This is a genomic window from Hydrogenophaga sp. T2, from assembly GCF_049843535.1.
Lineage (GTDB): Bacteria > Pseudomonadota > Gammaproteobacteria > Burkholderiales > Burkholderiaceae_C > Hydrogenophaga > Hydrogenophaga crocea.
The window spans coordinates 190,844-217,197 of record NZ_JBBHZJ010000006.1 but is presented as its reverse complement, the minus strand read 5'-3'; the positions used below and the strand labels follow the sequence as shown (position 1 = coordinate 217,197).

At 68.4% G+C, this 26,354-nt stretch carries 26 protein-coding genes; 15 read left to right on the top strand and 11 right to left on the bottom strand.

From position 1 onward, the window contains the following. Nucleotides 1-2 precede the first annotated feature (2 nt). The 4 genes from WDZ95_RS15650 to WDZ95_RS15635 are packed head-to-tail and all read right to left on the bottom strand — an operon-like array spanning nt 3 to nt 5,869. A complete protein-coding gene (locus tag WDZ95_RS15650) occupies nt 3-2,495 on the bottom strand; it encodes a type I restriction endonuclease subunit R (protein ID WP_425779718.1) in 2,493 nt (830 codons plus the stop codon). A gap of 7 nt (nt 2,496-2,502) precedes the next feature. Further along, nucleotides 2,503-3,753: a hypothetical protein gene (locus WDZ95_RS15645; protein ID WP_425779716.1), complete on the bottom strand. Its 1,251-nt coding sequence runs from the start codon at nt 3,751-3,753 to the stop codon at nt 2,503-2,505. Between the two features lie 8 nt (nt 3,754-3,761). Beyond that, nucleotides 3,762-5,273, bottom strand: a complete 1,512-nt coding sequence (locus WDZ95_RS15640) for a type I restriction-modification system subunit M (RefSeq protein ID WP_425779714.1) — start codon at nt 5,271-5,273, stop codon at nt 3,762-3,764. Beyond that, nucleotides 5,270-5,869, bottom strand: a complete 600-nt coding sequence (locus WDZ95_RS15635; RefSeq protein ID WP_425779712.1) for a restriction endonuclease subunit S — start codon at nt 5,867-5,869, stop codon at nt 5,270-5,272. Before WDZ95_RS15635 ends, WDZ95_RS15640 begins: the two co-directional genes overlap by 4 nt. A gap of 116 nt (nt 5,870-5,985) precedes the next feature. On the opposite strand from WDZ95_RS15635, the gene WDZ95_RS15630 reads away from it, so the two are divergent. Continuing rightward, a complete protein-coding gene (locus tag WDZ95_RS15630) occupies nt 5,986-6,288 on the top strand; it encodes a DUF3892 domain-containing protein (RefSeq protein ID WP_425779710.1) in 303 nt (100 codons plus the stop codon). A gap of 17 nt (nt 6,289-6,305) precedes the next feature. Here WDZ95_RS15630 and WDZ95_RS15625 read toward each other — a convergent pair whose 3' ends face one another. Then, the gene (locus WDZ95_RS15625; protein ID WP_425779708.1) at nt 6,306-6,671 is read right to left on the bottom strand and encodes an ATPase with chaperone activity; all 366 of its coding nucleotides are present in this window, start codon (nt 6,669-6,671) and stop codon (nt 6,306-6,308) included. Nucleotides 6,672-6,848: 177 nt separating this feature from the next. Here WDZ95_RS15625 and WDZ95_RS15620 point away from each other — a divergent pair, with 177 nt between their 5' ends. Both WDZ95_RS15620 and WDZ95_RS15615 read left to right on the top strand, forming a co-directional pair. Then, nucleotides 6,849-7,346, top strand: a complete 498-nt coding sequence (locus WDZ95_RS15620; protein ID WP_425779706.1) for a hemerythrin domain-containing protein — start codon at nt 6,849-6,851, stop codon at nt 7,344-7,346. A gap of 11 nt (nt 7,347-7,357) precedes the next feature. Further along, nucleotides 7,358-7,756: a DoxX family protein gene (locus WDZ95_RS15615; RefSeq protein ID WP_166229126.1), complete on the top strand. Its 399-nt coding sequence runs from the start codon at nt 7,358-7,360 to the stop codon at nt 7,754-7,756. Here the strand turns inward: WDZ95_RS15615 and WDZ95_RS15610 are convergent. After that, nucleotides 7,728-9,320 (bottom strand): methyl-accepting chemotaxis protein, encoded by a 1,593-nt coding sequence (locus tag WDZ95_RS15610; RefSeq protein ID WP_425779703.1) that lies wholly within the window; start codon nt 9,318-9,320, stop codon nt 7,728-7,730. The two genes, WDZ95_RS15615 and WDZ95_RS15610, sit on opposite strands and share 29 nt — an antisense overlap. A gap of 392 nt (nt 9,321-9,712) precedes the next feature. On the opposite strand from WDZ95_RS15610, the gene WDZ95_RS15605 reads away from it, so the two are divergent. The 5 genes from WDZ95_RS15605 (at nt 9,713) to WDZ95_RS15585 (ending at nt 13,902) form a co-directional block, all read left to right on the top strand. Beyond that, nucleotides 9,713-10,690, top strand: a complete 978-nt coding sequence (locus WDZ95_RS15605; RefSeq protein WP_425779701.1) for a fasciclin domain-containing protein — start codon at nt 9,713-9,715, stop codon at nt 10,688-10,690. Nucleotides 10,691-11,093: 403 nt separating this feature from the next. Then, a complete protein-coding gene (locus WDZ95_RS15600; protein ID WP_425779961.1) occupies nt 11,094-11,894 on the top strand; it encodes an alpha/beta hydrolase family protein in 801 nt (266 codons plus the stop codon). Nucleotides 11,895-11,952: 58 nt separating this feature from the next. Further along, entirely contained in the window at nt 11,953-12,318 is a 366-nt protein-coding gene (locus WDZ95_RS15595) for a hypothetical protein (RefSeq protein ID WP_425779699.1), read from the top strand. A gap of 162 nt (nt 12,319-12,480) precedes the next feature. After that, nucleotides 12,481-12,939 carry a GNAT family N-acetyltransferase gene (locus WDZ95_RS15590; RefSeq protein ID WP_425779697.1) on the top strand — a complete coding sequence of 153 codons (459 nt, stop codon included), beginning with the start codon at nt 12,481-12,483 and terminating at the stop codon, nt 12,937-12,939. 180 nt (nt 12,940-13,119) lie between these two features. Then, nucleotides 13,120-13,902, top strand: a complete 783-nt coding sequence (locus tag WDZ95_RS15585; protein WP_425779695.1) for a CPBP family glutamic-type intramembrane protease — start codon at nt 13,120-13,122, stop codon at nt 13,900-13,902. A 39-nt stretch (nt 13,903-13,941) separates the two neighbouring features. Here the strand turns inward: WDZ95_RS15585 and gyrB are convergent, their stop codons facing one another. The 3 genes from gyrB to dnaA form a co-directional block, all read right to left on the bottom strand. Next, nucleotides 13,942-16,530, bottom strand: coding sequence for a DNA topoisomerase (ATP-hydrolyzing) subunit B (gene gyrB / locus WDZ95_RS15580; RefSeq protein ID WP_425779693.1), 2,589 nt, complete (start codon nt 16,528-16,530; stop codon nt 13,942-13,944). A 77-nt stretch (nt 16,531-16,607) separates the two neighbouring features. Next, entirely contained in the window at nt 16,608-17,714 is a 1,107-nt protein-coding gene (gene dnaN, locus WDZ95_RS15575; RefSeq protein ID WP_287469892.1) for a DNA polymerase III subunit beta, read from the bottom strand. 109 nt (nt 17,715-17,823) lie between these two features. Continuing rightward, nucleotides 17,824-19,251 carry a chromosomal replication initiator protein DnaA gene (gene dnaA / locus WDZ95_RS15570; protein ID WP_425779691.1) on the bottom strand — a complete coding sequence of 476 codons (1,428 nt, stop codon included), beginning with the start codon at nt 19,249-19,251 and terminating at the stop codon, nt 17,824-17,826. Between the two features lie 227 nt (nt 19,252-19,478). Between dnaA and rpmH the strand changes: the two genes are divergently transcribed. The 7 genes from rpmH (at nt 19,479) to WDZ95_RS15535 (ending at nt 24,736) form a co-directional block, all read left to right on the top strand. Then, entirely contained in the window at nt 19,479-19,613 is a 135-nt protein-coding gene (rpmH, locus tag WDZ95_RS15565; RefSeq protein WP_006299042.1) for a 50S ribosomal protein L34, read from the top strand. A 25-nt stretch (nt 19,614-19,638) separates the two neighbouring features. Further along, complete coding sequence (locus WDZ95_RS15560; protein ID WP_425779959.1) at nt 19,639-20,046, top strand: ribonuclease P protein component; 408 nt, start codon at nt 19,639-19,641, stop codon at nt 20,044-20,046. Beyond that, nucleotides 20,036-20,326 carry a membrane protein insertion efficiency factor YidD gene (gene yidD / locus WDZ95_RS15555; protein ID WP_425779687.1) on the top strand — a complete coding sequence of 97 codons (291 nt, stop codon included), beginning with the start codon at nt 20,036-20,038 and terminating at the stop codon, nt 20,324-20,326. Before WDZ95_RS15560 ends, yidD begins: the two co-directional genes overlap by 11 nt. Further along, nucleotides 20,323-22,029, top strand: coding sequence for a membrane protein insertase YidC (yidC, locus tag WDZ95_RS15550; protein ID WP_425779685.1), 1,707 nt, complete (start codon nt 20,323-20,325; stop codon nt 22,027-22,029). The genes yidD and yidC overlap by 4 nt, the downstream gene beginning before the upstream one ends. A gap of 12 nt (nt 22,030-22,041) precedes the next feature. Then, nucleotides 22,042-23,424, top strand: coding sequence for a tRNA uridine-5-carboxymethylaminomethyl(34) synthesis GTPase MnmE (mnmE, locus tag WDZ95_RS15545; RefSeq protein WP_425779683.1), 1,383 nt, complete (start codon nt 22,042-22,044; stop codon nt 23,422-23,424). A gap of 106 nt (nt 23,425-23,530) precedes the next feature. Continuing rightward, on the top strand, nt 23,531-24,019 hold the full coding sequence (locus WDZ95_RS15540) for a Crp/Fnr family transcriptional regulator (RefSeq protein WP_166229076.1): 489 nt from the start codon (nt 23,531-23,533) through the stop codon (nt 24,017-24,019). 45 nt (nt 24,020-24,064) lie between these two features. Beyond that, the gene (locus tag WDZ95_RS15535; RefSeq protein ID WP_425779680.1) at nt 24,065-24,736 is read left to right on the top strand and encodes a hypothetical protein; all 672 of its coding nucleotides are present in this window, start codon (nt 24,065-24,067) and stop codon (nt 24,734-24,736) included. A 14-nt stretch (nt 24,737-24,750) separates the two neighbouring features. Here the strand turns inward: WDZ95_RS15535 and WDZ95_RS15530 are convergent, their stop codons facing one another. Beyond that, the gene (locus WDZ95_RS15530) at nt 24,751-25,296 is read right to left on the bottom strand and encodes an adenine phosphoribosyltransferase (RefSeq protein ID WP_166229072.1); all 546 of its coding nucleotides are present in this window, start codon (nt 25,294-25,296) and stop codon (nt 24,751-24,753) included. A 36-nt stretch (nt 25,297-25,332) separates the two neighbouring features. Beyond that, nucleotides 25,333-26,289 carry an MBL fold metallo-hydrolase gene (locus tag WDZ95_RS15525; RefSeq protein ID WP_425779678.1) on the bottom strand — a complete coding sequence of 319 codons (957 nt, stop codon included), beginning with the start codon at nt 26,287-26,289 and terminating at the stop codon, nt 25,333-25,335. Between the last annotated feature and the right edge of the window lie 65 nt (nt 26,290-26,354).

Genomic DNA, 26,354 nt, shown 5'->3' with positions numbered 1-26,354 from the left:
GCTCAGTCGCTCTCGCGCGCCAGGCCTTCGCGCGCGAGCTCGATCACCTGCGCGACCGCGAACCGGGCCCGCTCGAGCCCCAGCAGCGCGAACAGCCGCGGCAGCAGGGCCTGGCGCACCGCGGCGTCGAGGTCCTGCGGGTTGAGCGAATGCTCGGCCACGATGTTGCGCACCTCGGTGTCCATGGCGCGGGCCTGTTCGATCAGCGTGGCCGTGGCGGGCAGCGGCGGGCCGCCGGGCCGCGCCGCGGCCAGGCGCACGATGCCGTAACAGGCGCGCGCCAGCGGCCGGCCCTCGAAGCCGCGCCCGGCCTCGGGCGCGAGCGCGAGCTCGGCCTCGATCGCCTGCTTCAGCCGCGCGCGGGCGCTGTCGTCGGGCACCGTGTCGGCGGGCAGCACGGCATAGATGCGCTTGGGCTCGCGCACCGGTGTGTCCTCGGGCGACCGCGGGTCGACCGCGCGGTACAGGCCGGCGATGTCGTCGATGTCGTAGCCGCTCTGGGTGCGCGTGGCGAGGTCCTGGTAGTCGCGCACGGCGGTGTCCAGCGCGCGCAGGATGTCGCGGTAGTCCACCAGCAGGCCGTGGCGCTTGGCCTCGTGCAGCCGGTTCACGCGCGCCACCGCCTGGATCAGGCGGTGCTCCTTGAGCGGCTTGTCGATGTAGAGCACCGTGTTGCGCGGCTCGTCGAAGCCGGTGAGCAGGCGGTCGACCACGATGAGCAGGTCGGGCGCGCCGTCGCTGCCGAAGTCGCGCAGCAGGTTCTGCTCGTAGCGTTCGGCGTCGCGGCCCACGTGGGTGTTCCACCAGTGCCGCACCTCGAGCAGCTGGCTTTCGTCGACCTCGCTGACGCCCTCGCGGCGCTCGGGCGGCGAGATCAGCACCGCGCTGCTCACCAGGCCGGTGTCGTCGAGGCAGCGCTGGTAGCGGATGGCGTCGAGCTTGCTGCCGGTGGCGACCTGGCCCTTGAGGCCCTGGCTGCGCGTCTTGATGGTGTCGTGGAAGTGCTGCGCGATGTCGCGCGCGATGCGCTCGACGCGGCGCGCGGCCTCGTCGCCGCTGGCCAGCCGCGGCTTGCGCTCTTCGTAGAGCAGCGGCGCCACGGTGCCGTCGCGCACCGCGCGCTGCTGCGTATAGGCGTGCAGGATGGGGCCGAAGCGGTTGGCGGTTTTCTCGCGCTTGAGCAGCGGTGTGCCGGTGAAGGCGAGGTAGGCCGCCCGCGGCAGCGCCCTGCGCATGCGGTCGTGCCACTCGCCGCCCTGGCTGCGGTGGCCTTCGTCCACCAGCACGATCAGGTCGGCCGAGGGGTTGCGGCATTCGGGCAGGCGCGAGGCCGTGGCGAACTTCTGCACCAGCGTGAAGATGATGCGCTCGCGGCCCTGGCCGATGCGCCGCGCCAGCTCGCGCCCCGAGGCCACGCGCGCGCGCTCGCCCTCGCGGTCGGCCAGCGCCGATCCGAAGGCGCCGCTGTCGAGGAAGTTGCGCGCGAGCTGGCTCTCGAGGTCGAGCCGGTCGGTCACCACGATCACGCGGCAGGCCTGGGTGCCCGGGTGCAGCAGCAGCGCCTTGGTCAGGAAGACCATGGTGAAGCTCTTGCCCGAGCCCGTGGTGTGCCAGAGCACACCGCCTTCGCGCGCGCCGTCGGGCCGGCGCTGGGCGATGCGTGCCAGCACCGCGCGCACGCCTAACACCTGGTGCGGCCGCGCCACGACCTTGCCGAGGCGGCGGTCGAACAGCACGAAGTGGCGCAGCAGCTCGAGCAGGCGGTCGGGCGACAGCAGCGCGTGCACCGGCGCCAGCGGATCGGGCGGGCCTTCGTGCCAGCGGGCCCAGCAGCGCGGCGGCGTGCCCGTGGTGCCGTAGCGCGCGTCGCCCGCGCCCGCCGCGGCGGACGATCCGAGCGCCAGCAGCAGCTGGGCGCAGGCATGCAGCTGGGGCAGCGCGTCGAGCCGCTGGCGGCGCCGCTGGCGCTGCACCGCGGCCTCTACCGTGTCGGCGCACTCGATCACCGCCAGCGGCAGGCCGTTCACGCAGGCCACCAGGTCGCAGCGCAGCGGCTCGGTGCCGCGCGCGGGCAGCAGCTCGAAGCCTTCGCAGACGTCCCAGAGATTGGCCTCGGGGCGCTGCCAGTCGAGCAAGGGCACCGTGGGCTGGTGCTTCTTGCTGTCGGGCATGAACTCGGTGACGGTCACACCCAGCGTGAGCAGCCGGTAGAAGCGCTCATTGGCCGCGAGCAGGCCCTCGTGCAGGTTCAGCGACATCACCTGGCGCACCACCTGGTCGATGCCGCCGGGCGACAGCGGGTGGTATTCGCCCTTGTACTCGAAGCGGTGCGCCTGAAGCGCTTCGATCAGGCGCGGCTTGAGGACGGCGTCGCGCACGCCGCCACGCAGCCGGCGCGCGTCGGCCGTGCTCATCGGGCGCCAACCCATGGCCGTGAGCAGGGCCAGCGAGGCGGCCACGGGGCCGCGCCGCCCGGGGACGTGGGTCGCGCTCACGCCAGCCTCAGCGGGGGCATGGCTCGCCGGGTTCCTCAACCGGACGCAGTCGCCGCCGGCCGCTCAGCAGGTCTTCGCGCAGCGCGCCGAGTTCGTCGCGCAGCGCCCGCGCCTGCGCAGCGACCGAATGCTCGTAATCCTCGGCCACGCCCAGCACCTCGGCGATGCGCCGCTGCACCGGCAGCGGCGGCAGGTGCAGCGGCAGCTTGAAGAAGTCTTTCACGCTCACGTTGAGCAGGCCGTGGTTGCGCGCCCCCTCCTGGGCGATGAAGCCGATGGGCTCGTTGAGCATGCCGGCCTCGAAGTAGTGGCGGTAGAAGTCGGCGTCGACCTGCGCGTCGGACCGCTGACGGAAGCAGATGTACAGGCTCGAGACCACACCCGAGTCGTGCGCCACGAGCGGCTTGATGGCGCCCACCGGGTAGCCCGCGGAGGCGCTCTTGTTGTAGGCGAAGTCGCCCGTGCTCAGGTAGGTGTAGTGGCTCAGGTCTTCGCTCGCCACGTTCTTGTGGAAGAAGTCGCGCTGGCTTACCAGGCCGTGCTGGGCCGAGATGGTGAGCACGTTGCTGCTGCCTTCGTCGTTCTTGCGCGCCACGCGCTCGAACACGTCTTCGAACTCCACCTGCTCCCAGGCGCCACGCTGCTGCAGCGTGGCGACGCGGCCCGACAGCAGGGCCTGCATCAGGTCGTGCTTTTCGCGCCGCGCGTTCTCGAGCAGGCTGTCGGTGGCGGCGATGGCTTCGCGCCAGGTGGCCAGCACGCGCACGATGCGGCGCTGCTCGCCCACCCCGGGCAGGCAGACCTCGATGTTTTGCAGGATGTCCTGGCTCAGGTTGCTGATGTTGGTGCCGCTGCCGCCCAGGTGCATCTGCGCCACGGTGCGCGCCGCGCGCATCAGCTCGGAGGCGAAGGCCGGGTCCAGCCGCGGCGAGGTGACGCGGCCGCGGATGGTGAAGCCCGAAAAGGTCACGGGCTCGTCGAGCCGCGCGACGAACAGGCAGCGGCCCACCAGCGCCTTGTTGCCGTTGGAGCGCACGAACAGCAGGTCGCCGGCCTGCAGCAGGTCTTGGGGGCCCACGCGATCGCGCAGGGCCACGGTGTCGAGACCGGCGGCGCCGTCGAGCACGGTGCGCGCGCGGAAGTCGCTCACGCCCACCACCTTGATGCACTCGCCGCTCTCGTTGCGCGAGTAGTTCAAGCCGTTGCGGAACGCCATCAGGTCGCCGAGCCGGCAACGGCTCCAGCCCTCAGGCAGCATGTCTCGCCTCATTCATAGCCGAGCTCCTTGAGGAAGCCGGCCATCTTCTGTTCGAGCACCGCGAGCTCGGCCTGCAGCTTCAGGCGCTCGGCGCGCACGGCCGAGAGGTCGATGCGCTCGGCCGCTTCGAAGGTGTTCACGTAGCGCGGGATGTTCAGGTTGAAGTCGTGGCCCGCGATCTCGGCCGCGGTGGCCAGGTGGGCGTACTTGTCGACGCTGCGGCGCGCCTGCACCGTGTCGACGATGGTGTCGAGGTCCTGGGCTCGCAGCAGGTTCTGGTTCTTGCCGTCCTGGTAGCTGCGGCTGGCGTCGATGAACAGCACGGTGTCGTCGGGCTTGCGCTGGCGCAGCACCAGGATGGCCGCGGGAATGCCCGTGCCGTAGAACAGCTTTTCGGGCAGGCCGATGACGGCGTCGAGCAGGTTCTCCTCGATCAGCCGGCGGCGGATCTTGCCTTCGGCCGCGCCGCGGAACAGCACCCCGTGCGGTACCACCACCGCCATGCGGCCGCGATCGGGTTTCATGGTTTCGACCATGTGCAGGATGAAGGCGTAGTCGGCCTTGGTGCGCGGCGGAATGCCGCGGCGAAAGCGCTGGTGCGGGTCGTGGGCCGCGCCTTCGTGGCCCCATTTCTCGAGCGAGAACGGCGGGTTGGCGACCACGATGTCGAAGCGCTTGAGCCGCCCTTCGCTGTCGAGCAGCCGCGGGTTGCGCAGCGTGTCGCCCCATTCGATGCGGTGGTTGTCTTCGGCGTGCAGGAACATGTTCATCTTGGCCAGCGCCCAGGTGCTGCCGATGGCCTCCTGGCCGTACAGCGCGTAGCGCCGGCCGCCGCTGCGCGCGCGGATGAGCTGGCTGCATTTCATGAGCAGCGAGCCCGAGCCGCAGGTGGGGTCGCAGATTTCCTCGCCGGGCTGCGGGTCCATGAGCCTGGCCATCAGCATGGACACCTCGGGCGGCGTGTAGAACTCGCCGGCCTTCTTGCCCGCGGTGGTGGCGAAGTTCTTGATGAGGAATTCGTAGGCGTTGCCGATCACGTCGAGCGAGCCCACCCGGCTCTCGCGCAGGTTCAGCTCGGGGCCGGCGAAGTCCTCGAGCAGGTGGCGAAGAATGTCGTTCTTCTGGGCCTCGTCGCCGAGCTTGTTGGAGTTGAAGCTGATGTCCTGGAACACGTCACGCAGCTTGCCGAGGTTGGCCTCTTCGATCGCGTGCAACGCCTTGTCGATGCGCTCGCCGTTGCCGGGCAGGTGGCGCGCGGCGTGCAGCGCGGGGAAGCTGGCCTGGGGCGGCAGCACGAAGCGCTCGTTCTTGAGCAGTTCCTCGATCAGTTCCGGGTGGTCGCCGTGCTCGGCCTGGTAACGCGTGTAGTGGTCGTGCCAGACGTCGGAGATGTACTTGAGGAACAGCATCGTGAGGACGTAGTCCTTGTAGATGCTGGGATCGACGGTACCGCGGAAGGTGTCGCAGGCGGACCAGACCGCGGCGTTGATCGCGTTCTGGCTGATGGCGGTGTCGTTCATGGATGGGGTTCAGGGCATTGGGCCACGGCCTGCAGCTGGTGCGCGAGCGCATCGAGTTCCTGCTCGCGCAGGCGGATCAGGGATTCGAGCCGGCGCCGCTCGCAGGCGGCCGCGCGGGCCAGGTTCACGAGCAGCCATTGCTGCTCGGTGTCGGGCAGCGCCACCGGCATGTCTTCGAGCACGGCGCGGCGGATGCTGAGCTGGTCCGTGCCCTCGGCTTTGCCCATGAGGTAGCGCTGGCCCGGGGCCCGGTTGATGTGCCAGGCCAGGTACTCGGGCACCACGGCCGGCGATTTGCGCCGGAGTACGAAGAAATACTGCGCGCACAGCGTGCGCTCGGGCACGTCGGACAGGCACAGCGCGTAGTTGCGGCCGCCCCGGGCGGCGAACAGCACGTCGCCGTTCTGCAGCCACTCGGGCGCGCGCGCGGTGGCCGGCAGGCGGGTGGCGGCGACGCCGGCCCAGTTCACGCCGCTGTCGAGGCAGATGTCGCGCATCTGTACCACCCTGGCGTTACCGCGCTCGGCCACCGGCACGCCGCCGCGGAAGGCATGACCAGCCCGTACCTCGGCGAGTTCCTTCACGGCGTAAAGCATGTTGTATCGAGGGAAATGAGGGCGGATTCTGGTTGCTCGGACCAAGCGACCACAAGTATGCTTTTGACTTACACGCATCAATGCAAATGATGCACGAAAACCAAGGGAGTCCCGGCGTGCACGAGTTCGAGATCAGCTGCATTTCCAAACCCCGCAACGGTCTGTGGCACCACCAGATCACCCACGTGGGCAATCTGAACCACCGCTGGCGGCTGCCCAGCGCCCTGATCATCCGGCGCATCGAGCTCAACACCGAGACCTACTACCTGGTCAACCGGGTCACGGGCCGGCGTTCGAACATCGCCGTGGTGCACGAGCCGGGGCAGCGCCCCTATCTGCGCGCGCACGCGGGTGGCGAATGGAACGACGACCTGCTCTCGCTGCGCCGCTGCACGGCCCGCTGCAACCTGGTGGGGTGAGGCCGTGCGCCACAAGCTCATGGGGGCGGTTCCGCCACCGCCGCGAGCAGCGTGGGGCTCAGGTGATCGAGCCAGCCGAGCTGCTCGGCCAGGTGGCAGACCACCCAGCGCGCCTCGGGTCCGCTGAGCGCGCCGGGCGCGCCGTCCGCGCCCGGCGCCGCAAGGACCAGCAGGCTCTCGAGCAGCTTGTCGAGCACGTCCGCCTCGGTGATGCCGAGCCCGAACTGCAGTTCCTGGGCGCGCGGTACCAGCGCGGCGGCCATGTCGTCGCAGATCTCGAAGCGCTGCGCGATCTCTGCGGCGCGGTGCCGCGGCACGGGGCGGTCGGGCCGCACGAACAGCCGCACGAAGCTGTCGGGGATGTGAATCTGCGAATCGTCCATGGTGATGGGATGGGGCCGGGCGGACCCCGCATCATCCCACCGCGGCGGGACGCCGCGGTCCCGCGGCTCGTCCGCCTTGTAGGACAACGCGCACGGCCGTGGGCGGTCCGCGCCGATAGGCGCGAGCGGTGGGCCCGTGCAGCATGACGATTCCATCAAGCATCGCCTCCGACCCCCATGAACATCTTCGAAGCCTTGCGCGAAAGCCATGAACTGCAGCGAAAGCTGTGCCGCTCGCTCACCCGCGTCAAGCCGGCCGAGCGCGACGCGCTCTTCCTGCGCCTGAAGGTCGAACTCGAGGCCCACGCGGCCGCCGAGGAGCGCTTCCTCTACGTGCCCATGCTCATGACCAACCCGGGCCTGAGTTCGTCGCGCCACGCGCTCGCCGAGCACCACCGCATCGAGGAGCTCTGCGAAGACCTGAGCGTGCCGGACAAGAGCACGGCCGAATGGCTCGAGACGGCGCGCACGCTCAGCGAGAAAGTGCACCACCACCTGCGCGAAGAAGAGCACAAGTTCTTCCAGGTGGCCGGCAAGATCCTGAGCGACTCCGCCAAGGTCCAGCTCGGCAAGCGCTACCTCAAGGACCTGCTCGAGATGCGCCGCCACTACGCCGGCGCGTACAAGAGCCTGGCGATTTCGCGCGAGGGAGAAGTGGTCATGGCCAGCGCATAGACTCGCGCGCCATGAATGCACTCAATGCCTTGTTCGACCACCCGCGCGCGGGTGCCCTGCTGCTGCGCTGGACCCTGGCCCTGCTGATGCTCTTCCACGGTTGGGCCAAGGTCACGGGCGGCGTGGGCGGCATCGAAGCCATGCTCGTGGCCCGCGGCCTGCCCGGCTGGTTCGCCTACGGCGCCTACCTGGGCGAGCTCATCGCACCGCTGATGCTGCTCGCGGGTTTCTGGGTGGTACCGGCCGCGCTGGTCATCGCCATCAACATGGGCTTCGCGCTGTTCCTCGCCCACATGGGCCACTTCCTGCAGATCACCAACACCGGCGGCTGGCGTCTGGAGCTTCAGGCCTTCTTCCTGGTCTCGGCGCTGGTGGTGGCCTTCACGCACCGGTTGGGCGGCACGCGCTGAGGCCATCCAGAGCCGGGTCCGGCGTGCGGAACTGGCTGACCGCGCTTACCAGCTGATCGGCCTGCTGGCGCAGGCTGGCCGCGGCCGAGGCGCTTTCTTCGACCAGCGCGGCGTTCTGCTGCGTGGTCTGGTCCATGCTGCTGACCGCCTCGGCGACCTGGTTGACCCCGGCGTTCTGTTCCTGGCTCGCGCTGCTGATCTCGCCCACGAGGTGGGTCACGCGCTGGATGGACCGCACCACGTCCTGCATGGTGTTGCCCGCACGGTCCACCAGGGCCGTGCCCTGCGCCACCCGGGCCACGCTGGCGTTGATCAGGCCCTTGATTTCCTTGGCCGCCTCTGCGCTGCGCTGCGCGAGGCTGCGCACCTCGCCGGCCACCACCGCGAAGCCGCGGCCCTGTTCACCGGCGCGCGCGGCTTCCACCGCCGCGTTGAGCGCGAGGATGTTGGTCTGGAAGGCGATGCCGTCGATCACGCCGATGATGTGATTGATGCGGTGGCTGCTGTCGTTGATGTCGCGCATGGTCTGCACGACCTGATCGACCACCTCGCCGCCCTGCACCGCGACGCCGCTGGCCTTGGCGGCGAGCTGGCTGGCGGCACGCGCGTTGTCGGCGTTCTGCTGCGCGGTCGACCCCATTTCTTCCATCGAGGCCGAGGTCTGCTCGAGCGCACTCGCCTGCTGTTCGGTGCGCGACGAGAGATCGAGGTTGCCCTGGGCGATCTGCGCGCTGGCGCTGGCCACACCCTCGGCGTTCAGGCGCACCGAATGCACCAGGGCGCTGAGCGCGGCCTGCATCTTCTGCATCGCCCCGAGCAGGCGGCCGGTCTCGTCGCGGCTGTCGATCACGATGGGCTGCGTCAGGTCGCCGGCCGCGATGTGGTCAGCGATCGTGACCGCGTGCGCGATCGGCCGCGTGACGCTGCGCACGATGGACAGGGCCAGGCCCGCGCCCACCAGCGCCCCGGCAGCGAGCAGGCCCAGCATGGCCTGCTGCACCTGTGCCACCGTGTGGTCGATGCGCTGGGAGCCCTGGTCGGTGAGCTGTTCCTGGAAGCCGATCAGTGCGTCGATCTGTTCCATGTAGGTCATTTGCAGGGCCCGCGTTTCGTCGAGCAGCACGCGCCGCGCGTCCTCGCGCTGGCCGCGCCCCAGGATGTCGAAGAAGCGGTTCTGGCTTGCGATGAAGGCCTCGCGCGCCGACATCAGCCGCGCCAGCAAGGCCTTGCCTTCGGCCGTGGCGATGCGCTCCTGCAGCCAGCGGATGTCGTCCGCGATGCGCTTGCGGCTGTCGTTGATGAGGGCACGCTGCTTCTGGATGTCGTCGGGCGCGTCCATGATCATCATGTTGCGCATGGCGCGCGCGATCTGGTTGACCTCGTCCTTCACCGATTGGAGGTGCCGCTGCTTGGGCATCAGGTCGTCGGTGACGGTCTGCACCTCGGCGTCGATCGCGCGCGTCTGCCAGATGGCCATGCCGCCCATGGCTGCCATGAGCAGCACCTGCACGGCGAAGCCCGCCGTGAGGCGCTGCGAGATGGAAAGGCGTTTGAGGAGGCCCATGGGTTGTCCTTGGTGTCGGGGTTTGGCAGAGACCCGCTGGCGGGCCCGGCTTGGCTCGACTGGATGGCCGCGCCGCGCTTTCGGACATGATCGGCCGGCGGTGTGCCGGGAAAAGGCCGGAAACCGCGCGGGTGGGATCACCCCTCGCGAGCGCTCCGGAACTCCTTACGCCGTTGGAATTAAGGGGGGCCCCCCACCCGGCAGCCGCCGGTTCACGCCGCACGGATCGCCCGATAAACCTTAAGAAATGAACTGCATAGGCCGTCTCCTAACTAAATAGTCGTGTTTATGACTATTTAGTCACGATTTGTCCTGTTGAGGCTAGTATCGCGCCCGCCGCGCCGGCATGGGCCGTGCGGCGCTCCCACAACCCTCACTCAGGCAGGACTCCCATGACGATTCAACGACGCAAGCTGATGCTTTCCGCGCTCGCCGGCGCCTCGGCGCTGGCCCTGGCCGGCTGTGGTGGTGGCGACGACGACCCTGTCGCGCCCGCCCCCGCCGCGCCCACGCCCAACCTCGTCGGGCTGGCGCAATCGGACGCCAACTTCACAACGCTGGTGTCGGCCGTGGTGAAGGCGGGCCTGGACACCGCGCTGTCGGGCGCGTCGCCGCTGACCGTGTTCGCTCCGACCAATGCCGCCTTCGACGCCGCCGCAGCGGCCCTGGGCCTGGGCAATGGCCCGGCCCTGGTGGCCGCGCTGCCGGCCGCCGAGCTGGCCAAGGTGCTGCAGTACCACGTGGTGGCGGGCAGCCAGCCCGCGAGCGCGCTGAGCACGGGCCCGCTCGACAGCCTTTACAGCTTCGGCGGCGCGGCGGCCACGCTGGCGATCGACACCAGCACCGGCGTGCGCATCACCGACGAAGTGCTGACCGTGGCGAACGTGACCACGGCCGACCTGCGCGCCTCCAACGGCATCATCCACGTGATCGACAAGCTGCTGGTGCCGCCGGGCGTGCTCAACGTGGTGCAGATGGCGCAGCTCAACCCGAACTTCAGTCAGCTGGTGGCCGCCGTGGTGCAGGCCAACCTCGTGGCCCCGCTGAGCGACGCTTCGGCCACGCTCACCGTGTTCGCGCCGGTCGACACCGCGTTCCAGGCCATCGCGTCCACGGTCGCCACGCTGAGCAACACGCAACTGGCCACGGTGCTGCAGTACCACGTGCTCGGCACGCCCGTGCCGTCCAGCGCCATTCCCTTCGGCACGCCCGTGACCACGCTGGCCGCCCAGGACATCACCATCAACAACGCGGGCGGCCTGACCATCACCGACACCACCGCGACCCCGGCCAACATCGTGGCGACCGATGTCAACGCCAGCAACGGCGTGATCCACGTGATCGACAAGGTGCTGATCCCGGTGCTGTAAGCCGGGCCTGCTCCTGGCATGTCAATACAAGAGCCCCAGTCGCCAAACAGCGGCTGGGGCTCGGCTTTTTGCGGCCCTTGGGACCGCTGGCCGTGAAGAGCAGGGGTCGATGGGGCCTGCCTGCCGTGCCCTTGTTTGGCAAGGTACGCCCGTATCATCCCCGACCACGAAAAGCCCAAGGCCGACAGCCCCGTTCATGCCCCTCACGCTTCCCCAACTCGAACGCCACCTGTTCAAAGCCGCCGACATCCTCGGGGCCGCGCACGCCGCCGGATTCGAGCCGCTGCGGGTCGAACTGGACCGAGGTCGCGAAGCCACCGGGGGCGTTTGGTATCCATCGCCCTCGACCCCTTCACCAGCGAGACTGGGGCCGTTTTCGGTGTCGCTGGCGCTGCGCGGTTAGCTGGCCTCGGGCCGCCTGCCGCTCATCGTCTTGTCCCATGGAACGGGGGGCACCTTCGCAGCGCACATCGACACCGCCGTGGCGTTGGCCGACGCGGGCTATGTCGTGGCGGCCATCTCGCACCCCGCGGACAACGCCGACGACACCTCGGGTTTCGGCACGCCGGCGCAGCTCGTCGACCGCGTACACGACCTGTCGCGTCTCATCGACCACATGACGTCATCGTGGAGGGGCGCAGGTCAAGTCGACCAGGAACGCATCGGCGCGTTCGGCTTCTCCGCCGGTGGTTACACCGTGCTGACCGCCATGGGGGGCCGCCCGGGTTACGCGCGATTGCCCACCCACTGTCGCGACCATGCGCTGGATGCTGTGTGTGAACCCATGATGAAGCGCTGGAACTCCATGCTGCAGGTGCAGGCGCCCATGCCCGACAGGCGCATCAAGGCCGCCGTGGTGGCCGCACCTGGCCTGGGCTTCCTCTTCGATGCGGCGTCACTGCGCAAGCGTGCTCCTGACATACAGCTGTGGCAGGCCGAGCAGGACGAAGTGCTTCTTCACCGCTTCCATGCCCAGGCGGTCGCCAATGGCCTTGGCGCAGCAGCCGACGTTCGACTTGTGAACGCTGCGGGCCACTACGCGTTTCTCGCGCCATGTCCCGAGCACCTGGCCAAGGCCCTGCCCGCCATCTGTGCAGATGCGCCCTCTTTCGACCGCGAGTCGTTCCACCGCCATTTCAATGCCGAAGTCATCCAGTTCTTCACCAGACGACTGACCACAGGCGGTGCGAATCGCCCCGAATAGGCCCCGCACGAAACCCTGCGACCAGGCAGCAGCTCGAATCCCGTTCCTCAACACGTTCATGACCATGCCGTTCCAACCTCTCCCTGTCCTTTCCCTGGCGTTCACCTTGCTGTTCCTGGGGTCCGCCGAGGCGCGCTGCGTTCAGGACCGCTACGGCAACACCCTTTGCCCTGCACCAGACAGCCGCTGTGTCGCTGACCGGTACGGGAACTGGCTGTGTTCGTCGGAAGGCGGGGACGCCGCATTGGACCGATACGGGAATCCGGTGTGCGGCGCGGGCCGCTGCGTGGCAGATATCCATGGAGAGGTGTGGTGCTCCACCCAGTCCAGGGGCAGCGCGGCGCTGGACCGCTACGCCAAGGCGGTCTGCACCGGAGGCTGCGCGCCGGCGACGCCCAGCGCCTGCTCGCCCTTGAAGAAGTGAGCATGACCCCGCAGGCCACGAACCCGCCCACTTTTGCTTCTGCGGCTCGGTGCCGGGCCGCGGCCAGGACGGTCAATCATCTCTTTCGCCCCGCTCTTGCCGCGCGCCCCGAGCGACCACGGGCGCATGGCACCCACGGGATGCGCCAGAACCCAACATCGCATGAACTCGACCATCAACGTTCGTCAGGCTGAGGCGGCCGACATCGAAGACCTCGCCGGTCTCTTTAACGCGTACCGTGTCTTCTACGGCCAGATCTCCAACCCTCAGCTGGCCAGGCGCTTCCTTCAGGACCGACTGACGCGGGCCGATTCGACGGTCTTTATCGCTCGCGACGACCTGGGGCAGGCGGTTGGCTTCACACAGCTGTATCCCACGTTTTCCTCGATAGCCTGTCGGAGAGCGTTCACCCTCAACGACCTTTACACGCTCGAGGCCGCTCGCGGCAAGGGCGTGGGGCGTGCCCTGCTGACGGCAGCGCGCGACCACGCGGCCGCTTGTGGCGCGGCCCATCTCACCCTTGAAACCGCACTCGACAACAGCAACGCACAATCGCTCTACACGTCCTTTGGCTTCGTTCGGGACACGCGGTTCTGCACTTACTCCATGAACCTGCCATGAGCCTGCCATGAGCCTTGCCTTCTCGCGCAGCCACGGCCCCCTCACCCTGGCATTGGCCGGCTGTGCCCACGTTGACACGCCCACGACGCCCGAACGCAAGGCGGCGGCGGATACGCAGCGCTGCATGCGCTCTCGCGTTTGGAACGACCCCACCCACGACGCCCGGTGGAAAGGACGGTCATGAAACCGCCCGCTGCGCCTGCAGGCTTTGCCCGGCGCTTTCTGCCTGTTTGGGCGCTCGGGCTGGTCGGCGTCCTTGGGCTGCTGGTCCAGACCCCACCAGCCACTTTGTTTGAGCAAGCCCCCCCATTGCGGGAATTGCCTCCAGCGGCGCTCAGGGCGCTGCTTCTTGTGAACCCGTTGCTGCTGGTGACCGTGGCGGCCCTGGTGGGAGCGGCCGTCACGCCTCGGCTGCGGCTGCACAGCCGGCTGGCTGGGGATGTCGGTGCTCGGGTGGCACCTGGCCTGGCGCTGGTCGTTGGGTTGTGTCTTGCAGCGGCTCTCGCGATGACCGATGCCGCATTGGCCAACGCCCTGGGCGATGAATGGCGAAAAGTGCTTGCCGAGGCCAAGGCCACACCACCACTGCACGCACTGGCCATTGGCATCCTGTACGGAGGCCTTGCTGAAGAGGTGATGATGCGCTGGGGTTTGATGGCGCTCGTTGCATGGCTGCTCCTGGCCATTCAGGGGCGACGCTCAGCCGCGGCGGCGCAACCATCGGCAGCCACCATGTGGGCCGCGATGGCCCTGGCTGCACTGGTCTTCGCCGCGGGTCATCTGCCGGCCTTGGCGCAAAGTGTCACGCTCACCGGTCCGCTGGTCGTCAGGACGGTGTTCTTGAATGCGATGGCGGGGATGGCCTATGGGTGGCTGTTCTGGCGCAAGGGCCTCGAGTGCGCCATGTTGGCTCACGCGTTCACCCATGTTGGTTTGGCTGCAGCCCGCATGCTCGGGTCTTAGGGTGCGTTGCTTCCCCCAAGCGCCCGGCTGCCCCCGTCCTCAAACGTCGATGTTCCCCGCCCGCAGCGCGTTCGTCTCGATGAAGTCGCGCCGCGGCTCCACCTCGTCGCCCATCAGCATGGTGAACACGCGGTCGGCCTCGATCGCGTCGTCGATCTGCACGCGCAGCAGGCGGCGCACGGCCGGGTCCATGGTGGTTTCCCAGAGCTGCTCAGGGTTCATCTCGCCCAGGCCCTTGTAGCGCTGGCGCGCGGTGGTGCGCTCGGCTTCGCTGATCAGCCACTGCATGGCCTGGCGGAAGTCGCTCACGCGCTCTTCTTTCTGCTTGTCGCCTTCACCGCGCTGCACCTTGGCGCCTTCGCCGAGCAGGCCGCGGAAGGTGTTGGCGGCTTCGGCGAGCGCGGCGTAATCGGCGCCGTGCACGAAGTCCTGGGTGATCACGCTGCTCTTGATGTTGCCGTGGTGGCGGCGGCTGATGCGCAGCACGGGCTTGTCGGTGCGCTGGTCGAATTCGGCCGTGACCGTGGCGGGCACGCCGGTGGTGCTGAGCTCACGCAGCTTGGTCTGCAGCTCTTGCGCGCTGGCCGACGCGGCCTCCATGTCGTCCAGGCCCAGGGCCACGCCGTCGGCCACGGCGCGCAGCGCCTCGGCGTCCATGAAGGCCGACAGGCGCGCGATGACCTGTTCGGCCACCTGGTGTTTGCGCGCGAGCGCTTCGAGCGTCTCGCCCTCGAGGACGCTGTGGGTCGTGCCGCCCGTGAGCACCCTGGCGTCTTTGAGCGCGATGCGCAGCAGGAAGCCGTCGAGCGCGGCGGCGTCTTTCAGGTAGAGCTCTTCCTTGCCGCTCTTGACCTTGTAGAGCGGCGGCTGCGCGATGTAGATGTGGCCGCGCTCCACGAGCTCGGGCATCTGGCGGTAGAAGAAGGTGAGCAGCAGCGTGCGGATGTGGGCGCCGTCCACGTCGGCGTCGGTCATGATGATGATGCGGTGGTAGCGCAGCTTGGACACGTCGAAATCATCGGCGCCGCTCTTGCCGTCGCCCGCGCTGCCGGCCTTGCCGATGCCCGTGCCCAGCGCGGTGATGAGCGTGAGGATCTCGTTGGAGGTGAGCAGCTTCTCGTAGCGCGCCTTCTCCACGTTGAGGATCTTGCCGCGCAGCGGCAGGATCGCCTGGAACTTGCGGTCGCGGCCCTGCTTGGCCGAGCCGCCGGCGGAGTCGCCCTCGACGATGTAGATCTCGCACAGCGCCGGGTCTTTCTCCTGGCAGTCGGCGAGCTTGCCGGGCAGACCCATGCCGTCGAGCACGCCCTTGCGGCGCGTCATCTCGCGCGCCTTGCGCGCGGCCTCGCGCGCCTTGGCGGCTTCCACGATCTTGCCGCAGATGATCTTGGCGTCGTTGGGGCGCTCCTGCAGGTAGTCGGTGAGCAGGCGCGCCACCACGTCTTCCACCGGGCCGCGCACCTCGCTCGACACCAGCTTGTCCTTGGTCTGGCTCGAGAACTTGGGCTCGGGCACCTTCACGCTGAGCACGCAGCATAGGCCTTCGCGCATGTCGTCGCCCGTGACCTCGACCTTGGCCTTCTTGGCCAGCTCGTTTTCTTCGATGTACTTGTTGATCACCCGCGTCATCGCCGCGCGAAGGCCGGTGAGGTGGGTGCCACCGTCGCGCTGCGGGATGTTGTTGGTGAAGCAGAGGACCTGTTCGTTGTAGCCGCTGTTCCACTGCATGGCCACTTCGACACCGATGTTGGTGCCCTGGTCGCTCTGGCGGTCGCCGATGGCGTGGAAGATGTTGGGGTGCAGGACGGTCTTGCCCTTGTTGATGAACTCGACGAAGCCCTTGACGCCGCCGGCACCCGAGAAGTCGTCTTCCTTGCCGCTGCGCTCGTCGTGCAGGCGGATGCGCACGCCGTTGTTGAGGAAGCTGAGCTCGCGCAGGCGCTTGCTCAGGATCTCGTAGTGGAAGTCGTTGTTCTCTTTGAAGATCTCGGTGTCGGGCAGGAAGTGCACCTCGGTGCCGCGCTTCTCGGTGGCGCCCGTGACCTTCATGGGCGAAACCTCGATGCCGTCGGCCGTGGCCTCGACGATGCGGTTCTGCACGAAGCCGCGCGCGAACTCGATCTGGTGCACCTTGCCTTCGCGGCGCACCGTCAGGCGCAGCCACTTGCTGAGCGCGTTCACGCAGCTCACGCCCACGCCGTGCAGGCCGCCCGAGACCTTGTAGCTGTTCTGGTTGAACTTGCCGCCCGCGTGCAGTTCGGTCAGCGCGATCTCGGCCGCGCTGCGCTTGGGCTCGTGCTTGTCGTCCATCTTGATCCCGGTGGGGATGCCGCGGCCGTTGTCGACCACGCTGATGGAGTTGTCGGTGTGGATGGTGACGACGATGTCGTCGCAGTGGCCGGCCAGCGCTTCGTCGATGGAGTTGTCGACCACCTCGAACACCAGGTGGTGCAGGCCGGTGCCGTCGGAGGTGTCGCCGATGTACATGCCCGGGCGCTTGCGCACGGCCTCCAGGCCTTCGAGGATCTGGATCGAACCCTCGCCGTAGCCCTCGCTCGCACCGGCCTGGTTGGGGTCGATCTTGGGCTGGAAATTGGAGCTTTCGGGGCTCTGTGCGGCGTCGGACATAGGAACTTTCTCTATCGCTAAAAACGCCAAACCCGCTGTGGAGCGGGTCGGGCTTGCTGCAAGCTGGGGCGTCGCGTTCAGATGCGCATGGGCATCACGACGTATTTGAAGGCGTTGTCGTCGGGGTTGGTGACGAGCGCCGAGCTGTTGCCGTCGGCCAGCTCCACACGCACCATGTCCTGGCCCATGTTCTGCAGGGCGTCGATCAGGTAGGTCACGTTGAAGCCGATCTCGATGGCGTCGCCGCCGTAGTCGATGTCGAGTTCGTCCACGGCCTCTTCCTGCTCGGCGTTGCTCGAGGCCACGCGCAGCGTGCCGGGCTCGAGGTTCAGGCGCACGCCCTTGAACTTCTCGCTCGTCATGATGGCGGTGCGCTGCAGGCAGGCCAGCAGCGGCGCGCGGCCCAGCGTGACGATGTTCTTGTGGTTCTTGGGGATGACGCGGTTGTAGTCGGGGAACTTGCCCTCGACCAGCTTGGTGACGAACTCCATGCCGTCGAAGCTGAACTTGGCCTGGTTGGCCGCGAACTGCATCTCGATCGCGCCCTCCTTGTCGGACAGCAGGCGCTGCAGTTCGAGCACGGTCTTGCGCGGCAGGATCACCTCCTGTTTGGGCACTTCCACGTCGAGCGTGGCCGACGCGAACGCGAGGCGGTGGCCGTCGGTGGCGACCAGGCTGAGCTGCTTGCCCTCGGCCACGAACAGGATGCCGTTGAGGTAGTAACGGATGTCGTGCACCGCCATCGCGAACGAGACCTGGCCGAGCAGGCTTTTGAGCGTCTTCTGGGGCACGCTGAACACCGGGCCGAAGCTCGCGGCTTCCTGCACCAGCGGAAAGTCTTCGGCCGGCAGGCTTTGCAAGGTGAAGCGGCTCTTGCCGCCCTTGAGCACCAGCTTGCCGCCGGTGTGCTCCAGGCTCACGGTCTGGTCGCCGGGCATGGTGCGCAGGATGTCGATGAGCTTGCGCGCGCCCAGCGTGGTGGCGAAGGCGCCGCTGTCACCGCCCAGGTCGGCGGTGGTGCGGATCTGGATCTCGAGGTCGCTCGTGGTGAGCTGCAACTCGCCGCCCGATTTGCGGAACAGCACGTTGGCCAGGATCGGCAGCGTGTGGCGCCGCTCCACGATGCCCGAGACCGACTGCAGCGCAGCCAGCACCTTGTCCTGGGTGGATTTGAAAACGATCATCGGCGGCTCTTTCCTGGTGAAGGGGGCCCCTGGGCTCCCCGGGCGGCGTAAACCGCCGTATTTTCACCTTTTTGAACGGTGTTTTCTTGGTGTTTCGGGGCCGACCGCGTCAGCCCTTGAGGGTTTGTTCCAGCACGTGCAGCTGCTGGTTCAGTTCGGTGTTCTGCTGGCGCTCGCCCGCGATCTTGCGCACCGCGTGCAGCACCGTGGTGTGGTCGCGGCCGCCGAAGAGTTCGCCGATCTCGGGCAGGCTCTTCTGGGTCAGCTCCTTGGCCAGGAACATGGCGATCTGCCGCGGCCGCGCGATGCTGGCGGGGCGCTTCTTGGAATACATGTCGGCGACCTTGATCTTGTAGAAGTCGGCCACCGTCTTCTGGATGTTCTCGACCCCGATCTGGCGGTTCTGGATCGACAGCAGGTCTTTCAGCGCCTCGCGCGCGAGCTGGATCGAGATGTCTTTCTGGTTGAAGCGGCTGTAAGCCAGGATCTTGCGCAGCGCGCCTTCGAGCTCGCGCACGTTCGAACGCACGTTCTTGGCCACGAAGAACGCCACTTCTTCGGGCATCACCGCGCCCTCGGCGGCGGCCTTGTTGATCAGGATGGCCACGCGCATCTCCAGCTCGGGCGGCTCGATCGCCACCGTGAGGCCGGAGTCGAAGCGCGATACCAGGCGCTCGTGGATGTCGGCCAGGCCCTTGGGGTAGGTATCGCTGGTGAGCACGATGTGGCTCTTCTTGGCCAGCAGCGCCTCGAAGGCGTTGAAGAACTCTTCCTGGGTCCGGTCCTTGTTGGCGAAGAACTGCACATCGTCGATCAGCAGCAGATCGAGCGAGTGGTAGCGCGCCTTGAACTCGTCGAAGGTTTTGCGCTGGTAGGACTTGACCACATCCGAGACGAACTGCTCGGCGTGGATGTAGAGAACTTTGGCCGCCGGCCGTTCCGTGAGCAAATGGTTGCCGATCGCGTGCACCAGATGGGTCTTGCCCAGGCCCACGCCGCCATAGATGAACAGCGGGTTGTAGAGCTGGCCCAGGCTGCCGGCCACGTGCATGGCGGCGGCACGCCCCATGCGGTTGGCCGAGCCTTCGACCAGGGTGGCGAAGGTGAGCGCGGGGTTCAGACGGGTCTTGGGTGCGCTGCCGGCGGCGGGTTCGGCGGGCGCCACTTCGGGCAGCTCGCCCAGCGCCTGCTCGGCCTCGGCGTCGAAGATCGGGCGGCTCACGGGCGTCGTACGCACGGGCGCTTCACGGGGAGCGAGCGCTAACTCAAGCGTGACGGGATGGCCTTGTTCGGCCTCGAGCAAGGCGCTGATGCGGGCCGCGTACTGGGCCCGGATCCAGTCGAGTTTGAAGCGGTTGCCGACCGCGAGCACCACCTTGGAGCCGTCGGGCGACACCGTGGCGGTCAGGGGACGGATCCAGGTGTTGATCTGCTGTTCGGGGATTTCCTGCGCGAGGCGGTCGACGCAGGCCGCCCACAGGGAGCGGTCGGTGCGGTCGTCGCGCGGCGCGGCGGACATGAGGGTGCCTTCTGACATGAAGCGGGAGGGAGGCGTTTTATCGTTGTGGACAAGGGGCGGCACCCCGGGCGGGCATTGTAGGCATGCAGCCGAGTTATCCACAAGCGGGGTGCCCGCCGTTCGTCCCACCGCCGGGTCCGCGCCGGCGTCGCGGCATCGGCGCGGGCCTTTCGGGGACAAAGCTTGCCGGCACAAGGGGTTTCTGACGATAATCGCGGGTTTCCCCGATTCCGGACAGGTCCAACATGAAACGCACCTACCAGCCCTCCAAGATCCGCCGCGCCCGCACCCACGGTTTCCTCGTGCGCATGAAGACGCGCGGCGGCCGCGCGGTGATCAACGCCCGCCGCGCCAAGGGCCGCAAGCGCCTGGCCGTCTGATCCCGCTCGCCACAGCCCGCCGGTGATCCAACGCCTGCGGTCCCGGCAGCAGTTTCAGGCCGTGCTGGCCAACGCCCCCGTGGCCAAGACGCCCCACTTCGCCTTGCACCGTCTGGCCCTCGGCAATGCCGAGGGAGGCAGCCCGCTGTTCCCCGAACCCGGCCCCTGGCTGGGCGTGCTCGTGCCCAAACGCTGGGCGCGCCGCGCCGTCACGCGCAACGCCATCCGCCGCCAGATCTACGCCACCGCCCCGGCGGCCCATGCCCTGCCCGATGCCGCGCATGTGGTGCGCCTGCGCCTGGGTTTTGACAAGGCCCGTTTCGTGAGCGCCAGCTCTCCCGCGCTCAAGCGCGCGGTGCGCGAAGAGCTGCTGCAGCTCTGGGCCCGTGCATTGCCGCGCCCTGCTCCCGCGGCCCCCGGCCATGTGGCGTGAATGGCCGCAGCGTGCCTTGATTGCCCTGGTGCAGGGTTACCGCCTGCTGCTCAGCCCCTGGCTGGGCAACGGTTGCCGTTTTGAACCCACCTGCTCGGCCTACGCGCTCGACGCCTTGCGGCGCCATGGCGCGGCCTCGGGCGGGCGCCTCATGCTGCAGCGCCTGGCGCGCTGCCATCCCTGGTGCGAAGGCGGCCACGATCCCGTGCCCCCCGAGCGCCCCGCCGGGCTGTTCACCCGCCTGATTCCCCGCCACCCTGCCAAGAAGAACGCTTCATGAATGACATCCGTCGCTCCATCCTGTGGGTGGTGTTCGGTTTCTCCATGGTCCTGATCTGGGACAAATGGCAGATCCACAACGGCAAACCCGCCACCTTCTTCCCCAGCGCCACGCCGCCGGCCGCCATGGCCCCGGCCGCCGCGAACGGCGCCGGCACCCCGCCGGCCGCCAGCCTGCCGCAGGCCGCGGGCGCGGCCGGCTCGACCGCCGTGCCCGGCGCTGATGCCGTGGCCCCGGGCGCGGCCAATGTCCGCCACGAGGTGCGCACCGACGTGCTGCGTCTGAGCTTCCAGAGCGAAGGCGGCGCCCTGGTGGGCGCGCAGCTGCTGCGCCACGCACAGGCCACGGGCGGCAAGGACCGCGACGTGCAGACGCCCTTCACGCTGCTCACGCAGGAGGGCAACCGCACCTACGTGGCCCAGAGCGGCCTGGTGGGCGGCAGCTTTCCCACGCACAAGACCCCCATGACCCTGGTGGGCAACCCGGGCAACCTCGCCGATGGCCAGGACGAGCTCAAGGTGCGCTACGAGTCGGCCGAGGTGGGCGGCGTGCAGCTGGTCACCACCTACACGCTGCGCCGCGGCGCCTACGACATCGCGGTGACGCACGAGGTCGTCAACCGCGGCAGCGCGCCGGTCAAGCCGCAGCTCTATCGCCAGCTCGTGCGCGACGGCAACACCACCGAAAGCCAGACGCCGTTCTATTCGACCTTCACGGGCCCCGCGGTCTACACGTCCGAGCAGAAGTACCAGAAGATCGAGTTCAAGAACATCGGCGGCGACAAGGCCAGCTACGTGCGCAACACCAGCGACGGCTACGTGGCCATGGTGCAGCACTACTTCGCGAGCGCCTGGCTGGGCGAGAACGGCGAGGCGCGCGAGAACTTCGTGCGCAAGGTGGCCGACGACCTGTACTCGGTGGGCACGCTCACCACCCTGCCCGAGATCGCGCCGGGCCAGACCCACACCGCGCAGGCGCGCCTGTTCGTGGGCCCGCAGGACGAGAAGATGCTCGAGCGCGTGGCCCCGGGCCTGGAGCTCGTGAAGGACTATGGCTGGCTCACCATCCTGGCCAAACCCCTGTACTGGCTGCTCGAGAAGATCCACGGCTTCGTGAGCAACTGGGGCTGGGCCATCGTGTTGCTGGTGGTGCTGATCAAGGCCGCGTTCTACTGGCTCAACGCCAGCGCGTACCGCAGCATGGCCAAGATGAAGGCGATCAACCCGCGCATCATGGAAATGCGCGAGCGCCTCAAGGACAACCCGCAGCAGATGCAGCAGGAGATGATGAAGATCTACCGGGAAGAGAAGGTCAACCCGCTCGGTGGCTGCTTCCCGATCCTGATCCAGATCCCCGTGTTCATCGCGCTCTACTGGGTGCTGCTGTCCAGCGTGGAAATGCGCAACGCGCCCTGGCTGGGCTGGATCACCGACCTCTCCACGCCCGACCCGTTCTACATCCTGCCGCTGGTGATGGCCGTCACGACCATGATCCAGACCGCGCTGAACCCGCTGCCGCCCGATCCGTTGCAGGCCAAGCTGATGTGGTTCATGCCGCTGATCTTCTCGGTCATGTTCTTCTTCTTCCCGTCGGGCCTGGTGCTCTACTGGATCACGAACAACGTGCTGACCATCCTGCAGCAGGCGCACATCAACCACCGCATGGGTGTGCCGCTCAAGTTCAACCTGCCGAAGTTCAAGTAAGCCGCGCGCCACTTGCTCCCGCAACACGCTGACCCCATCGTCGCGATTGCCACCGCCCCGGGCCGGGGCGCGGTGGGCATCGTGCGGGTCTCGGGCAAGGGCTTGGCGCCTTTCGTGCGCGCGCTGATCGGGCGCGAGCCCAGGCCCCGCGAAGCCACCTACGGTCCCTGGCGCGCTGCCGACGGCCAGGCCATCGACCACGGTCTGTCGCTGTGGTTTCCGGCGCCGCATTCGTACACCGGTGAAGACGTGCTGGAGCTGCAAGGCCACGGCGGCCCGGTGGTGCTGCAGTTGCTGCTGGCGCGCTGCCTCGAAGTGGCGCAGACCGCGCTGCCGGGCCTGCGCCTGGCGCGCGCGGGCGAATTCACCGAGCGCGCCTTCCTCAACGACAAGCTCGACCTCGCGCAGGCCGAGGCCGTGGCCGACCTGATCGACGCCAGCACGGAGGCCGCCGCGCGCAGCGCCGCGCGCTCGCTCGCGGGAGCGTTCTCGCAGCGTGTGCATGCGCTGCGCGACGCGCTCATCCACCTGCGCATGCTGGTCGAGGCCACGCTCGACTTTCCCGAGGAAGAGATCGATTTCCTCGAGAAGGCCGACGCCGAGGGCCAGCTGCAGCGGCTGCGCAGCGCGCTCGCGCAGCTGCAGGCCGAGGCGCGCCAGGGCGCGCTGCTGCGCGACGGGCTGCAGGTGGTGATCGCGGGGCAGCCCAACGCGGGCAAGAGCTCGCTGCTCAACGCGCTCGCGGGCGCCGAGCTCGCCATCGTCACGCCCATCGCGGGCACCACGCGCGACGTGGTGCAGCAGACCATCCAGATCGAAGGCGTGCCGCTGCACGTGACCGACACCGCGGGCCTGCGCGACAGCCCCGAGGTCGACGAGGTCGAGCGCATCGGCATCGAGCGCGCCTGGCAGCGCATCCACGGCGCCGATGCGGTGCTGTTCCTGCACGACCTCACGCGCTGGCGCGAGCCGCGCTACCGCGTGGGCGATGCCAACATCCTGCGCGGCCTGCCCGAGGGCGTGCCGGTGCTGCACGTGTGGAACAAGGTCGATCAGGCCGACGACGACCTGCCGCGCGGCGACAGCGACATCGTGCTCTCGGCCAAGCACGGCACCGGCCTCGACGCACTGCGCCAGCGCCTGCTGCAGCTCGCGGGCTGGCAGAGCGGCAGCGAGGGCCTGTTCATGGCGCGCGAGCGCCACCTGCGCGCGCTGGCGCGCGTGGGCGAACACCTCGAGCAGGCCCAGGGCCTGCTCACGCGCGCGGCCGACCAGCTCGACCTGCTCGCCGAGGAACTGCGCCTCGCGCAGCACGCGCTCGGCGAAATCACCGGCGAGTTCACCGCCGACGACCTGCTCGGGGTCATCTTTTCGCGTTTTTGCATCGGCAAATGAGCCCGGTTCCACCGCCCAGGGGCTGTGGCTCGCCGCTGGGAGTGCAACTGTAATCAGCAGTTACGCACGCCTTGCGCCCGGCGGGTGAGTGCGGTTCACTTGCCGCATGAGTGCCGCGGCCACGTCCACCAAGTTCGACATCCAGCACCTGGCGCAGGCGATGCGCCACAGCAGTGCGCTGGATGCCGTGCCCCTGAATCTCAGCGAGGCGCATTGGGTCACGCTGGCCAATTACATGCAGCCCGTGGCCCTGCAGCAGGGGCAGGTGCTGATCGAGCAGGGCGTGAAGGACCGCACCGTGTACTTCGTCGAAAGCGGCACGCTCACGGTGCACTACGAAGACTCCAAGGAACGCGTGCGCATCGCCGTCGTCGGCGCGGGCTCGCTGCTCGGCGAAGGCGCCTTCTTCAGCCACCTGCCGCGCAGCGCCACCGTCAACGCGGGCAGCGACTGCCGCATCTGGTGCATGACCCCGCTGCGTTTTCGCGAGCTCGGTGTGCGCCACCCTCCCATCGCGCTCGAGGTCGCCATCGCCATGTCCGCGGTGCTCGCGCGCCGCATGTACAACAAGCCCAAGCGGGTGGCGGTCACCTGAGCGCCGTGCGCTGAGCACCGCCGCCGTCACGTGCACACACCGACCATGTCCTTCATGAGCTGGCTGCAGGCCAGGAAACCCGGCAACGCCAAGAGCAAGAACGCGTTCGACCGCGCGCGCAACGCGTTCCGCACCACCACCATGCCGCTGATCTCGCCGCGCCGCGGGCGCCGGCTGCTGCGGCGCGAACAGCTGTTCGGTGTTGTGCGCGAATCGCTGATCCGCGGCGGGGTGCTGTCCACCAGCTACAGCTTCAAGGTGCTCAACCTCGACAGCAACGGCGACAGCTTCATCGTGCTGGTCGACCTTGCGCTGCCCGCGCAGTCGCTGCCCGACGAGTTCCTGCTCGAGATCGAGCGCTGGATCCAGCAAAGTGCCAAGGCGCGCCACACCATGGATGTGCGCGCAATCTACTGGCGCCGCAAGCCCTCACCCGAGCAGGTCGGCCAGGCCTTGCGCGCTTCGGTGGCGGCGCAGACGCGGCGCGAGTCGGCGCTGCGGCCCGAGCCCATGGACACCTCGATCCCGCGGCCGCCCGTCTCGCGCAGCGCAGGCCCGGCACAGCGCGTGAGCGAAGACGAGGTGCGCGCCTTCCGCGCGGCCATGACGGCGCCGCCCGAGCCGGCCTTCCGCCATCCGCACGAACCGCAACTGCCCATGCCCGAGGCCATGAGCGACTTCGCCGCGCTCAGCGAAACGCAGCACGGCAAGCTCTGAGCGGGGGGGCGGGTTCAGTGGCCCGCGAAGTCCAGCAGCGTGAACAGCTCGAGCCCGCTCTCGCGCAGTTTCGATGAACCGCCGAGTTCCGGCAGGTCGACGATGGCGGCGCCCTCGGTCACGGTGGCGCCGAGCTTTTCGAGCAGGCGCCGGCCGGCCATCATGGTGCCGCCGGTGGCGATCAGGTCGTCGATCAGCACCACGCGGTCGCCCGGTTTCACGGCGTCGGTGTGCAGCTCCACCGTGGCGCTGCCGTATTCGAGCTCATAGGTTTCTTCGACCGTGGTGAAAGGCAGCTTGCCCTTCTTGCGGATCGGCACGAAGCCCACGCCGAGCTCGTAGGCCAGCACCGAGCCGATGATGAAGCCGCGTGCGTCCAGGCCCGCGATGACGCTGGGCCGCAGCTCGGGCGTCATGTAGCGGTGCACGAAGGTGTCGATCAGCACGCGGAACACCTTGGGGTCCTGCAGCAGCGGGGTGATGTCGCGGAACATCACGCCCGGTGCGGGCCAGTCGGGAACGGTGCGGATGTGCGAGCGGAGGTAAGCGGCGGTGTCCATCCCCGGGATTATGGGGACACCGCCGTCCGCTCCGGCTCAGGCGATGGGCTTGAACTGGTAGCCGCTGCCCGCGGCCTCGAGCGTGCCGATGGCGGGGAACGGGAAGTGGAAGCCGCCCATGGCCATCTTGTCCTTCACCAGCTGGTCGAAGATGCGGCGGCGCGTCTGGCGGGCCATCTCGGCGTCCATGTCGAAGGTGACGGCCCAGTCGGGGCTGCGCGCGAACAGCGAGGGCACGTTGGTCACGTCGGCCACGTACATGAACGACTGGCCTTCGGAGCTCACGGTGAACACGCTCATGCCCGGCGTGTGGCCGAAGGCCGCGGCCGAGCGGATACCGGGCGCGAGCTCGGCGCCAGGCTCGAAGCGCACCACGCGGTCACCATAGGCGCCGAAGATGCGCTTGGCGTTGGCGGCCGCGCCCTGCACGCCCTGCGGCAGGGTGGCGATGCGCGCGTCGTCGCTCCAGAAGGCCATCTCGGGCGCGGGCACGTGGATGCGCGCCTTGGGGAACACCTGCGAGCCGTCCTTGTTGAGCAGGCCGTTGATGTGGTCGCCGTGGAAGTGGCTGATGATGACGTGGTCGATGCTCGCGATGTCGTGGCCCGCGGCCGCAAGGTTGGCCTTGAGGCGACCGGCCGTGGGCGGGCCGTTGTCGGCGAAGCCGGTGTCGATCAGGAACTTGGTGTTGCCAGCCACCACGAGGTAGGGCGTGAACGGAATGTCCACGTGGTCGGTGGGCAGGTTCTGCGAGGCCAGCAGCGACTTCACCTGCTCCAGCGGCGCATTGCGCACGAACTCGTCGCCCAGCGGGCGGCGCAGCACGCCGTCGTTGACCGCGATGACCTCCATCGCGCCCACCTTCATGCGGCGAAAGCCGGGCGCGGGCGGCGTGGGGGTGCCCACGTTGGGCGCGCTCTGCGAGAGCACGGAGGAGAAGGTCAGCACGCTGGCGCCGGCAATGCCGGCGCCGAGGAAATGTCGGCGGTCCATGGGCAGGGTCTCCTGGGTCGGTAGGGGCCCGCAGCATACGAACGAATGCGTTGAAGATGCGACCA

Coding starts and splice junctions, on each gene's coding strand:
- WDZ95_RS15645 (WP_425779716.1), bottom strand. CDS start 3,753: ATGCTGCCTGAGGGCTGGAGCCGTTGCCGGCTCGGCGACCTGATGGCG.
- WDZ95_RS15640 (WP_425779714.1), bottom strand. CDS start 5,273: ATGAACGACACCGCCATCAGCCAGAACGCGATCAACGCCGCGGTCTGG.
- WDZ95_RS15635 (WP_425779712.1), bottom strand. CDS start 5,869: ATGCTTTACGCCGTGAAGGAACTCGCCGAGGTACGGGCTGGTCATGCC.
- WDZ95_RS15625 (WP_425779708.1), bottom strand. CDS start 6,671: ATGGACGATTCGCAGATTCACATCCCCGACAGCTTCGTGCGGCTGTTC.
- WDZ95_RS15620 (WP_425779706.1), top strand. CDS start 6,849: ATGAACATCTTCGAAGCCTTGCGCGAAAGCCATGAACTGCAGCGAAAG.
- WDZ95_RS15615 (WP_166229126.1), top strand. CDS start 7,358: ATGAATGCACTCAATGCCTTGTTCGACCACCCGCGCGCGGGTGCCCTG.
- WDZ95_RS15610 (WP_425779703.1), bottom strand. CDS start 9,320: ATGGGCCTCCTCAAACGCCTTTCCATCTCGCAGCGCCTCACGGCGGGC.
- WDZ95_RS15605 (WP_425779701.1), top strand. CDS start 9,713: ATGACGATTCAACGACGCAAGCTGATGCTTTCCGCGCTCGCCGGCGCC.
- WDZ95_RS15595 (WP_425779699.1), top strand. CDS start 11,953: ATGACCATGCCGTTCCAACCTCTCCCTGTCCTTTCCCTGGCGTTCACC.
- WDZ95_RS15590 (WP_425779697.1), top strand. CDS start 12,481: ATGAACTCGACCATCAACGTTCGTCAGGCTGAGGCGGCCGACATCGAA.
- WDZ95_RS15585 (WP_425779695.1), top strand. CDS start 13,120: ATGAAACCGCCCGCTGCGCCTGCAGGCTTTGCCCGGCGCTTTCTGCCT.
- gyrB (WP_425779693.1), bottom strand. CDS start 16,530: ATGTCCGACGCCGCACAGAGCCCCGAAAGCTCCAATTTCCAGCCCAAG.
- dnaN (WP_287469892.1), bottom strand. CDS start 17,714: ATGATCGTTTTCAAATCCACCCAGGACAAGGTGCTGGCTGCGCTGCAG.
- dnaA (WP_425779691.1), bottom strand. CDS start 19,251: ATGTCAGAAGGCACCCTCATGTCCGCCGCGCCGCGCGACGACCGCACC.
- rpmH (WP_006299042.1), top strand. CDS start 19,479: ATGAAACGCACCTACCAGCCCTCCAAGATCCGCCGCGCCCGCACCCAC.
- yidD (WP_425779687.1), top strand. CDS start 20,036: ATGTGGCGTGAATGGCCGCAGCGTGCCTTGATTGCCCTGGTGCAGGGT.
- yidC (WP_425779685.1), top strand. CDS start 20,323: ATGAATGACATCCGTCGCTCCATCCTGTGGGTGGTGTTCGGTTTCTCC.
- WDZ95_RS15540 (WP_166229076.1), top strand. CDS start 23,531: ATGAGTGCCGCGGCCACGTCCACCAAGTTCGACATCCAGCACCTGGCG.
- WDZ95_RS15535 (WP_425779680.1), top strand. CDS start 24,065: ATGTCCTTCATGAGCTGGCTGCAGGCCAGGAAACCCGGCAACGCCAAG.
- WDZ95_RS15530 (WP_166229072.1), bottom strand. CDS start 25,296: ATGGACACCGCCGCTTACCTCCGCTCGCACATCCGCACCGTTCCCGAC.
- WDZ95_RS15525 (WP_425779678.1), bottom strand. CDS start 26,289: ATGGACCGCCGACATTTCCTCGGCGCCGGCATTGCCGGCGCCAGCGTG.